The sequence below is a fragment of the Streptomyces sp. genome (genome assembly GCF_035644915.1).
Classification (GTDB): domain Bacteria; phylum Actinomycetota; class Actinomycetes; order Streptomycetales; family Streptomycetaceae; genus Streptomyces.
The window spans coordinates 19,864-30,186 of sequence record NZ_DASQNP010000031.1; the positions used below are offsets into that span (position 1 = coordinate 19,864).

At 73.4% G+C, this 10,323-nt stretch carries 9 protein-coding genes; 7 read left to right on the forward strand and 2 right to left on the reverse strand.

The annotated features are described in order from the left end of the window. Positions 1-31 precede the first annotated feature (31 nt). From VE546_RS03985 to VE546_RS04000, 4 genes are all read left to right on the forward strand, one after another. On the forward strand, positions 32-2,341 hold the full coding sequence (locus tag VE546_RS03985; RefSeq protein WP_414720394.1) for an RNA degradosome polyphosphate kinase: 2,310 nt from the start codon (positions 32-34) through the stop codon (positions 2,339-2,341). Continuing rightward, positions 2,325-3,506 carry a CHAD domain-containing protein gene (locus VE546_RS03990; RefSeq protein WP_414720395.1) on the forward strand — a complete coding sequence of 394 codons (1,182 nt, stop codon included), beginning with the start codon at positions 2,325-2,327 and terminating at the stop codon, positions 3,504-3,506. The genes VE546_RS03985 and VE546_RS03990 overlap by 17 nt, the downstream gene beginning before the upstream one ends. Next, complete coding sequence (locus VE546_RS03995) at positions 3,503-3,940, forward strand: NUDIX hydrolase (RefSeq protein WP_324918380.1); 438 nt, start codon at positions 3,503-3,505, stop codon at positions 3,938-3,940. The genes VE546_RS03990 and VE546_RS03995 overlap by 4 nt, the downstream gene beginning before the upstream one ends. A 148-nt stretch (positions 3,941-4,088) precedes the next feature. Further along, positions 4,089-4,511 (forward strand): Hsp20/alpha crystallin family protein, encoded by a 423-nt coding sequence (locus VE546_RS04000; protein ID WP_324918405.1) that lies wholly within the window; start codon positions 4,089-4,091, stop codon positions 4,509-4,511. A gap of 21 nt (positions 4,512-4,532) precedes the next feature. Here VE546_RS04000 and VE546_RS04005 read toward each other — a convergent pair whose 3' ends face one another. Continuing rightward, complete coding sequence (locus tag VE546_RS04005; protein ID WP_324918384.1) at positions 4,533-5,357, reverse strand: class I SAM-dependent methyltransferase; 825 nt, start codon at positions 5,355-5,357, stop codon at positions 4,533-4,535. 205 nt (positions 5,358-5,562) lie between these two features. Here VE546_RS04005 and mshA point away from each other — a divergent pair, with 205 nt between their 5' ends. Both mshA and VE546_RS04015 read left to right on the forward strand, forming a co-directional pair. Continuing rightward, positions 5,563-6,888 carry a D-inositol-3-phosphate glycosyltransferase gene (mshA, locus tag VE546_RS04010; protein WP_324918387.1) on the forward strand — a complete coding sequence of 442 codons (1,326 nt, stop codon included), beginning with the start codon at positions 5,563-5,565 and terminating at the stop codon, positions 6,886-6,888. After that, entirely contained in the window at positions 6,875-7,390 is a 516-nt protein-coding gene (locus VE546_RS04015) for a YbjN domain-containing protein (RefSeq protein ID WP_414720396.1), read from the forward strand. The genes mshA and VE546_RS04015 overlap by 14 nt, the downstream gene beginning before the upstream one ends. A gap of 39 nt (positions 7,391-7,429) precedes the next feature. Here VE546_RS04015 and VE546_RS04020 read toward each other — a convergent pair whose 3' ends face one another. Then, complete coding sequence (locus tag VE546_RS04020; protein ID WP_324918390.1) at positions 7,430-8,764, reverse strand: MFS transporter; 1,335 nt, start codon at positions 8,762-8,764, stop codon at positions 7,430-7,432. A gap of 255 nt (positions 8,765-9,019) precedes the next feature. Between VE546_RS04020 and VE546_RS04025 the strand changes: the two genes are divergently transcribed. Next, a complete protein-coding gene (locus tag VE546_RS04025; protein WP_324918393.1) occupies positions 9,020-9,778 on the forward strand; it encodes a phosphoglyceromutase in 759 nt (252 codons plus the stop codon). The last annotated feature ends 545 nt before the right edge of the window (positions 9,779-10,323 follow it).

Here is a 10,323-nt window from a genome sequence, read left to right on the forward strand (position 1 = left end):
GCGATTCAAACTCGCTTGCGAGCATCACGGAATGCAGCCCGTCGTGTCGAGCGCGCCGAACAGCCGGTCACGACCGGCGCCGTCTCCCGACGCGCCGGTGATTCTCGCAGCGCGGAAGAATGGAGGAATGAGCCAGTCTGCCCAGCCTTCCGTCGGTTCCATCGCCGCCTCGCGTCCGCACTCCGAGCTCGCGCCCGCGCAGACGCCGGAGCCGGGCCTCGACACCGACGCGGACGCCTACCGGGAAGGAGAAGGCCCCGACGACGGGGGCGGCGAGCTGCCCCCGGGGCGCTTCCTCGACCGCGAGCGGAGTTGGCTGGCGTTCAACGAGCGGGTGCTGGAGCTGGCCGAGGACCCGGACACGCCGCTGCTGGAGCGGGCCAACTTCCTGGCGATCTTCGCCAACAACCTCGACGAGTTCTTCATGGTGCGCGTCGCGGGCCTCAAGCGCCGCATCGCCACCGGCGTCGCCACCCGCTCCGCCTCCGGCCTCCAGCCCCGCGAGGTGCTGGACCTGATCTGGACCCGGTCGCGCGAGCTGATGGCCAGGCACGCCGCCTGCTTCCAGCAGGACGTCGCCCCCGCCCTCGCCGAGGAGGGCATACACCTCATCCGCTGGCCGGAGCTGACCGAGGAGGAGCAGTCCCGCCTGTTCACCCTCTTCCGGCACCAGATCTACCCCGTCCTGACCCCGCTGGCGGTGGACCCGGCGCACCCGTTCCCCTACATCTCCGGGCTCTCGCTGAACCTGGCCGTCGTCGTGCGCAACCCGGTCAGCGGGCACAACCACTTCGCGCGGGTGAAGGTGCCGCCGCTGCTGTCGCGGTTCCTGGAGGCGTCCCCGCAGCGGTACGTGCCCATCGAGGACGTGATCGCCGCCCACCTGGAGGAGCTCTTCCCCGGCATGGAGGTCCTCGCCCACCACATGTTCCGGGTGACCCGGAACGAGGACCTGGAGGTCGAGGAGGACGACGCCGAGAACCTGCTCCAGGCGCTGGAGAAGGAGCTGATGCGGCGCCGCTTCGGGCCCCCGGTGCGGCTGGAGGTCGAGGAGAGCATCGACCCGTACGTGCTGGACCTGCTGATCAGGGAGCTGAAGGTCTCCGCGGCCGAGGTCTACCCGCTGCCCGGCCCGCTGGACCTCACCGGGCTGTTCGGCATCGCCGCGCTGGACCGGCCCGAGCTGAAGTACCGGAAGTTCGTCGCGGGCACCCACCGCGACCTCGCCGAGGTCGAGTCGGCCTCCCCGCCCGACGTCTTCGCGGCGCTGCGGCGGCGGGACGTGCTGCTGCACCACCCGTACGACTCCTTCTCCACCTCCGTGCAGGCGTTCCTGGAGCAGGCCGCCGCCGACCCGGACGTGCTGGCGATCAAGCAGACGCTGTACCGCACCTCCGGCGACTCCCCGATCGTGGACGCCCTGATAGACGCGGCCGAGTCCGGCAAGCAGGTGCTGGTGCTGGTCGAGATCAAGGCCCGCTTCGACGAGCAGGCCAACATCAAGTGGGCGCGGAAGCTGGAGGAGGCCGGCTGCCACGTCGTCTACGGCCTGGTGGGGCTCAAGACGCACTGCAAGCTGTCGCTGGTGGTGCGGCAGGAGGGCGACGTCCTGCGGCGGTACAGCCACGTCGGGACGGGCAACTACCACCCCAAGACCGCCCGCCTCTACGAGGACCTGGGGCTGCTCACCGCCGACCCGCAGGTGGGCGCCGACCTGTCGGACCTGTTCAACCGGCTGTCGGGCTACTCGCGGCGCACCTCCTACCGGCGCCTGCTGGTCGCGCCCAGCTCACTGCGCAACGGGCTGGTGCAGCGCATCAACCGGGAGATCGCCCACCACCGGGCCGGGCAGCCCGCGTACGTCCGCATCAAGGTCAACTCGATCGTCGACGAGACCGTCATCGACGCCCTCTACCGCGCCTCCCGCGCGGGGGTGCCGGTCGACCTGTGGGTGCGCGGCATCTGCGCGGTGCGGCCGGGGGTGCCGGGGCTGTCGGAGAACATCCGGGTGCGCAGCGTGCTGGGGCGCTTCCTGGAGCACTCCCGGATCTTCGTCTTCGGCAACGGGGGCGACCCCGAGGTGTGGATCGGCAGTGCCGACATGATGCACCGCAACCTCGACCGGCGGATCGAGGCGCTCGTCCGGGTCACCGACCCCGGTCACCGGGCCTCCCTCAACCAACTGCTGGAGGCCGGGATGGCGGACACCACCGCCTCCTGGCACCTCGGCCCGGACGGCGAGTGGACGCGGCACGCCACCGACGCCGAGGGGCGGCCCCTGCGGAACGTCCAGGAAATGCTCATCGACGCCCGGAGGCGCCGACGTGGTCCAGCGACATGACGTGTCCGCCGGGACGGCCGGCAAGGGAGGGGACCCCGGCACCCGGCCGGGACTGCACCCCCAGCCGCCCCCGGGGCTGTACGAGGCCACGGCGGGCGAGGTGCTGGCGGAGTACCTCCACCGGCAGGCGACCGACTTCCTGCGCAGCCTGCGGCTGCACGAGGAGAGCACGGGCAGCGCGGAGTCCGCGGCCGTCGCGGCCGAGGCCGTGCGGATGCTGCGCCGCTCGGCCCGCCGCATCGGCGCCGTCCTCCAGGCGTACCGGCCGCTGATCGACACGGCCTGGGCCGACCGGCTCTCCGGCGAACTGGTGTGGCTGACGGGGGTGCTGGGGCGGGAGCGCGCCTACGAGGTGCGGCTGAACCGGCTGCTGGCGGCGCTGCACCGGCTGTCCTCCACGCCCCCCGGGGCGGTGGCGTCCGCCGATCCCCTGCCGTCCGCCGGAACCACCGCGCCGCCCGGCCGGCGCGGCCCGGCGTCCCCCGGCGGGCTGGGCACCGGCGTCGCCCGCGCCGGGGCGCTGCTGGAGAGGCAGCTCACCCTCGCCCGGACCCGCGCCCACTCCGCCGCGCTCCAGGCGCTGGGCTCCTCCCGCTTCCACGCCGTCGCCGACGCGGTCGCCGTCCTGGCCTCCGAGGCGCCCCTGGTGGGCGAGGCCGCGGACCTCCCGGCCGCGCGGACCCTGCTGCCGCTGGCCGAGCTGGCCCACCGGCGCGCGGTGGAGGCCGTGGAGGCGCTGCCGCTGACCCGGGCCCGGCAGTCGTACAACGGCGAGGCGTTCGCCCACACCCTCGCCGTGGACGGGGAGCACGACGCCGCCTGGGACCGGGTGCGGCTGCTGGTGCGGCTGCGCCGGTACGCCCACGAGGTCATCCGCCACGACGACCCCACGCTGACCGCCGCCGGACGGGCGCTCGACCGGCACCGGGACGCGGCCGAGGCCGCCGCGGCGGCGGCCGCCGCCGCCCGTACCCCTCGCATCGCCCCCGCCACCGCCTATGCGCTCGGGGTCCTCCACGCCGACCAGCGGCACGAGGTGGAGGCCGCGCGGTTCAGCTTCGGGCGGCTGTGGCGCCCGGTGGCCCCGCCGGTGTCACCCGCGGCCGCCGCGGCGCCCGCTCCGCCGCCGGCCGCGGGGGCCGGGGCCGAGCGGGGGAGCCGGTGACCGATCCGGGGGTGGTCCGCGCGGCGGGCTGCGTGCTGTGGCGCCGCGCGCGCCCCGGTGAGGGCGGGGAGAGGGAGCAGGGGGGCATCGAGATCGCCCTCGTGCACCGTCCCAAGTGGGACGACTGGTCGCACCCCAAGGGGAAGCTCAAGCCCGGCGAGACGGCCCTGCGGGCGGCGGTGCGGGAGGTGCGCGAGGAGACCGGCATGGCCTGCAAGCCGGGCGCGGTGCTGCCGACCGTGCGCTACACGGTCGGCGGCCGTCCCAAGGAGGTCCGCTACTGGGCGGCCGAGGCGGTCGGCGGGGCGTTCGTACCGGACGACGAGGTGGACCGGCTGCTGTGGCTGCCGCCCCGGGAGGCCCGCCGGCTGCTCACCCGGGAGCAGGACCGGGCGCTGGTCGACGCGCTGCTGGCGGCGCTCCACCTGGACTGACCAGCCCGTCGAACCGGTGGAAACCGCGTATGTCGGGCAGCCGCTTCACCTTAGTTGAGCTTGGGCTTGTCAACTTTCCTTCCTGGAGTTATATAGAAGACAGAGGGCATCACAGGATGGTGTGACTCAAGGAGGGAGATGGTCCGTGATGCTGATGCGTACCGATCCGTTCCGTGAGCTCGACCGTCTCACCGAGCAGCTCCTGGGCACGGCCGCCCGTCCCGTCGGGATGCCGATGGACGCCTACCGCACCGGTGACGACGTCGTGGTCCACTTCGACCTGCCCGGCATCGACCCGGAGAGCATCGACCTCGACGTCGAGCGGAACGTCCTGACCGTCACCGCCGAGCGCACCTGGCCCGGTCCCGAGGACGCCGAACGGATCGCCGCCGAGCGCCCGACCGGCAGGTTCAGCCGTCAGCTCTTCCTGGGCGAGACCCTGGACACCGACCGGATCGAGGCCTCGTACGACGCCGGTGTCCTGACGCTGCGCATCCCGGTGGCCGAGCAGGCCAAGCCGCGCAAGATCCAGATCAGCGGCGGCTCCGGCAAGAAGGAGCTCACCGGCTGACGAGGCCGCGGGCTCACGGCCTCAGCTTCCCCTCCCGCTCCCGCGCGGCGCCAGGGCGTCCCACCGGACGGTGACCTCGCCCTGGCGCCAGCGCCGGGGCCCGTCCACGACCGGCCAGTCGGCGGCGACCTCCCGCACGGCCCGCATCCAGCGCTGCCGGGCGCCCAGTGCGGAGTACGGGGCCGCCGCCGCCCAGGCCCGGTCCAGATCGCGCAGGAAGGCGTGCACCGGCTCGCCCGGCACATTGCGGTGGATGAGCGCCTTGGGCAGCCGTTCGGCCAGGTCGGACGGGGTGTCCAGGGAACCGAGCCGGGCCGCGAAGGTCACCGTCCGCGGCCCCTCCGGGCCGAGCGCGACCCACACGTGCCGCCGCCCTATCTCGTCGCAGGTCCCCTCCACCAGCAGCCCGCCGGGCGCCAGCCGGGCGCGCAGCCGCTCCCAGACCGCGGCCACCTCGTCCTCCTCGTACTGCCGCAGGACGTTGGCGGCCCGGATCAGCATGGCCCGCCGCCCGCCGGGCAGCGGCACCTCGAAGCCGCCGTGGACGAAGCGCAGCCCCTCACGGGCGTACGGCCGGGCCGCCTCGACCCGGGCCGGATCGATCTCGATCCCCACGACGCACACGTCCGGGCACTCGGCCCGCAGCCGCTCCAGCAGCTCGACGGCCGTCCACGGCGCGGCCCCGTAGCCCAGGTCCACGGCGAGGGGGGCGTCCGGGCCGGCCGCGCGGCGCAGCGCGGGACCGTGTGCGGCGGCGATCCAGCGGTCCATCCTCCGCAGCCGGTTCGGATGCGTCGTTCCCCGTGTGGCGGACCCCACGGGCCGCTCCACCGCACGTCTGCCCATGGCAGGCCACCCTACGGTCCGCCCGCCGGCCCGGCGGCGGGCGGGCACCGGGGGCGGGGCGGCCTCCCCGCCTCCGCGCGGGGCGAGTGGAACGCGTCACGTTTCGGCACAGCGGAAATGGAACACGGACACCCGCGGTTGCACCTGGCGGAGAGCACCGTCGCTCGGCGAACCATCCCCCCAGGAGCCCGAGGAGGCACCGCAGGTGAGCCCGTACCCCACCAGGTTCGGCCGGCGACGGCACCGCTTCACGCGACGGCCGCGCCGCGTCGCCATGCTCAGCGTCCACACCTCGCCGCTGCACCAGCCCGGCACCGGTGACGCCGGGGGGATGAACGTCTACATCGTCGAGCTGGCCAAGCAGCTCGCCGCCCTCGGCATCGAGGTCGAGGTGTTCACCCGGGCGACGGCCGCCATGCTCCCGCCCACCGTCGAACTGGCCCCCGGCGTGCTGGTGCGGCACGTGGACGCCGGACCCTACGAGGGGCTCGCCAAGGAGGACCTGCCCGCGCAGCTCTGCGCCTTCACCCACGGCGTGATGCGGGCGTGGGCGCGGCACCGGCCCGGCCACTACGACCTCGTCCACTCCCACTACTGGCTCTCCGGCCACGTCGGCTGGCTGGCCGCCGAACGCTGGGGCGTCCCCCTGGTCCACGCCATGCACACCATGGCCAAGGTCAAGAACGCCTCGCTCGCCGAGGGCGACACCCCCGAGCCGGCCGCCCGCGTGATCGGCGAGACACAGGTCGTGCGGGCCGCCGACCGGCTCATCGCCAACACCGCCGAGGAGGCGGGCCAGCTCGTCCACCACTACGACGCCGACCCCGCCCGGACGGCCGTCGTCCACCCCGGCGTGAACCTCGAACGCTTCCGGCCCGCCGACGGGCGCGCCGCCGCACGGGCCCGGCTCGGGCTGCCCGCGGACGCCTTCATCCCCCTGTTCGCCGGGCGGATACAGCCGCTCAAGGCCCCCGACATCCTGCTGCACGCCGTACGCCTGCTGCTCGACGCCGACCCCGGCCTGCGCGAACGCCTGGTGGTGCCCGTCGTCGGCGGGCCCAGCGGCAGCGGGCTGGCCAAGCCCGAGCGGCTCCAGAAGCTCGCCGCCCGCCTGGGCATCACCGACGTCGTCCGCTTCCGGCCGCCGGTCGGACAGGACCTCCTCGCCGACTGGTACCGCGCGGCGAGCGTGCTGGTGATGCCGTCCTACAGCGAGTCCTTCGGGCTGGTGGCCATCGAGGCGCAGGCGTGCGGCACCCCGGTCGTCGCGGCGGCCGTCGGCGGACTGCCGGTGGCCGTGCGGGACGGGGTCAGCGGATTCCTGGTGGCCGGGCACGAGCCGGCCGGGTACGCGCGGGCGCTGCGGCGCCTGATCGACGACGACGCGCTGTCCGCCCGGATGGGCGAGGCCGCGGCCCGGCACGCGAGCGGCTTCGGCTGGGACACGGCCGCCGCCGCCACGGCCGAGGTCTACGCCGAGGCCACGGCCGAGCGCCGCCGTCACCTACGATCGGCCCATGTCCATGGGTGACAACGACACGTCCGCGTCCGCCGGGGCCGCCGCCGCGATCGAACAGGCGCTGCGCGACGCCGAGTTGGAGTGGGAGAGCCCGTCCGACGGCACCTACGTCGTCACGCTGCCGGGCACCCGCAAGCTCTCCACCACCTGCTCGCTGATCGTCGGCAGGCACTCCCTGTCCGTCAACGCCTTCGTCGTCCGCCGCCCGGACGAGAACCACGCCGAGGTCCACCGCTGGCTGCTGGAGCGCAACACCCGGCTGTACGGGCTGGCCTACGCCGTCGACCGGCTCGGCGACGTCTACCTGGTGGGGAAGCTGCCGCTGGCCGCCGTCACCCCCGAGGAGGTGGACCGGCTGCTCGGAGTGGTCCTGGAGAACGCCGACGGGGCGTTCAACACCCTGCTGGAGATGGGCTTCGCCACGGCGATCCGCAAGGAGCACGCCTGGCGGACCTCCCGCGGCGAGTCCACCCGCAACCTGGAGGCCTTCGCGCACCTGCTGCGCGACGAGTGAGCGGCTCCCTTTCCGCGAGCGCGGCGCCGGCGCGGGGCGTCAGCTCCCCACCGGCGCCGCGGACCCGGCGGCGGACGCCGGCCCCGCCACCGCCCCGTCCCCGTCCTCGCCTTCGTCCTCGACCTTCTCCGCCGCGCCCTTGGCCTCCCCGCGCGCCGTGACGCGGAGCAGCACCCCGTACCCCGCGGCCGCGAGCGTGCCGACCACGGCCGAGAGCGCCCACAGCGTCCCCGAGCCCCAGCGGTCGATCACCGCGCCGCCCGCCAGCGGCGCGACCAGCGCCGCGACCGACCAGGACAGGGTGTACATCCCCTGGTACCGGCCCCGACCGTGGGCCGGCGACAGCCGCGCCACCAGGCCCATCTGGGTGGGTGAGTTGACCATCTCGCCCAGCGTCCAGACGCAGATGGTCAGCGCGTACGCCCCCACCGAGCCGGCGAAGGCCGTGAGCCCGAACCCGTACCCGGCCAGCAGCGAGGAGACGACGAGCAGCCGGGCCGGGTCGCGGTGCTCGATGAAGCGGGTGACCGGGATCTGGAAGGCGACGATCAGCAGGCCGTTCACCGCGATGGCCAGCCCGTACTCGGAACTGCTCAGGCCCTTGGCGGCCATGTCCACGGGCAGGGCGACGTACGCCTGCATGAACAGCAGCGCGATCAGGAAGCCGAGGCCGACCACGGCCATGAAGGGGCCGTCCCGCAGGACGGTGCCCATCGAGACCCGCTCTCCCTCCTCCGCGCGGGAGCGCTGCCCGGCCCGCTCCGGCCGGGACTCCGGGAGCCTGACGAAGACCAGCACCGCGCACACCAGCGTCAGCGCCGCCTCGCCGAGGAAGAGCAGCAGATAGCCGTGCTCGGCGATGAACCCGGCCGCGGAGGCCGAGACCGCGAAACCCAGGTTGATGGCCCAGTAGTTGAGGGAGAACGCCCGCACGCGGTCCCCGGGGGCCACGATGTCGGCGATCATCGCCTGCACCGCCGGGCGCGAGGCGTTGCTGGTCATGCCGACGGCGAAGGCGACCGCCGCGATGGCCGCCGGATGCTCCATGAAGCCGAGCAGGGCGACCGAGAACGAGGTGCCGAGCTGCGAGAGCAGCAGCGTGGGCCGCCGGCCCAGCCGGTCGGTCAGCACTCCGGCACCGACCGAGGAGACCACCCCGCCCAGCCCGTGCAGGGCGGCGACGAGACCGGCGTACGTCGCCGACTGCCCGCGCTCCACGGTCAGGTACATGGCCAGGAAGGTGGCGACGAAGCCGCCGAGCCGGTTGACCAGGGTGCTGGCCCACAGCCACCAGAACGCCCGGGGCAGCCCCGATACGCTCTCGACCGCCGCCCGTCTCAGACCCCTGGCGGACCTGGTGAGGGATCCCGTCACGGAACCGGTGATGGACACGGCGCGCCTCCCGGCGGGTGCGATGGGCGATGCGGACACGGCAACGCGGCGCGCCCTTGGCTGTAAGTGGCGTGACCGCTTGCGCACATTACTTAGCACCGTGTCGCCCGTGCCACCGAATTGACGGCCGCCGTCAATCGACGCCCGTACGCCCGCCGCCGTCCCCGCCGCTGCCGGGCCGTCTCGCCAGACGGCCGCACCGTACCGGCCCGCGGGCGGTCGATTAGGCTCAGGCCCATGGCCGACGCACCGTACAAGCTGATCCTCCTCCGCCACGGCGAGAGCGAGTGGAACGCGAAGAACCTGTTCACCGGCTGGGTGGACGTCAACCTGACCGAGAAGGGCGAGAAGGAGGCGGCCCGCGGCGGTGAGCTGCTCAAGGACGCCGGCCTGCTCCCCGACGTGGTCCACACCTCCGTCCAGAAGCGCGCCATCCGCACCGCGCAGATCGCGCTGGAGGCCGCCGACCGGCTCTGGATCCCCGTCCGCCGCTCCTGGCGCCTCAACGAGCGCCACTACGGCGCGCTCCAGGGCAAGAACAAGGCGCAGATCCGCGAGGAGTTCGGCGAGGAGCAGTTCATGCTGTGGCGCCGCTCGTACGACACCCCGCCGCCGCCCCTGGAGGACGGCGCCGAGTGGTCGCAGAGCGACGACCCGCGCTACGCGATGATCCCCAGCGAGCTGCGTCCGCGCACCGAGTGCCTCAAGGACGTGGTCGCCCGGATGATGCCGTACTGGTACGACGCGATCGTCCCGGACCTGCTGACCGGCCGCACCGTCCTGATCGCCGCGCACGGCAACAGCCTCCGCGCGCTGGTCAAGCACCTCGACGGCATCTCCGACACCGACATCGCGGGCCTGAACATCCCCACCGGCATCCCGCTCTCCTACGACCTGGACGCCGACTTCCGCCCCGTCACCCCGGGCGGCACCTACCTCGACCCGGAGGCGGCGAAGGCGGCCATCGAGGCCGTGAAGAACCAGGGCAAGAAGTAGCCCCGCACGCCACGAACGAGCCCCCTGCCAGCGGTTTTCCCGCTGGCAGGGGGCTAGTGCGTCATTTGGGTCGCCCGGGGGCCGTCAGAATCAGGGACGCTGGGCTCGGACGAGTCGGATGCGTGCCTCGAACGTGATCAGGAACGCTGCAAGCTCCATGACCGCAGCAACGTGGGCAGGTACCGCAACCTGGAACGGTAGCGCAGCGACGCCAACACCGATCAGGGCGAACGGAAGCCCGCGGGGGGTTACCTCGACGGCTAGAGTCGGACGTACCATGGAGTCCTCCTTCGTGTGTTGCTTAATTGAACTTGGGTACCGCGAACGGAGAATTAGGCCGCCCCCTGGCCCGGGGGCGGCCTCTCGCGTCAGCGAAACTCTATGCTGCGCGACCGACGGGCACAAATCCCCTGCATGGAAGGGGAGATCATGGTTCGGGTGGAGTATTCAGTACGTCCATCCCTGAGGTTTCGGAAGACTCCTGGGCGCTGCTTTATGCGCCGTCTGGCGTGCACGCCGTCTGGCGTACACGCCAGACGGCGTGC

What these genes read in the sequence shown, in the direction of transcription:
- VE546_RS04005 (WP_324918384.1), bottom strand. Translation starts at nt 5,357, where the DNA reads ATGGGCAGACGTGCGGTGGAGCGGCCCGTGGGGTCCGCCACACGGGGA.
- VE546_RS04015 (WP_414720396.1), top strand. Translation starts at nt 6,875, where the DNA reads ATGTCCATGGGTGACAACGACACGTCCGCGTCCGCCGGGGCCGCCGCC.
- VE546_RS03985 (WP_414720394.1), top strand. Translation starts at nt 32, where the DNA reads ATGCAGCCCGTCGTGTCGAGCGCGCCGAACAGCCGGTCACGACCGGCG.
- VE546_RS04025 (WP_324918393.1), top strand. Translation starts at nt 9,020, where the DNA reads ATGGCCGACGCACCGTACAAGCTGATCCTCCTCCGCCACGGCGAGAGC.
- VE546_RS04000 (WP_324918405.1), top strand. Translation starts at nt 4,089, where the DNA reads ATGCTGATGCGTACCGATCCGTTCCGTGAGCTCGACCGTCTCACCGAG.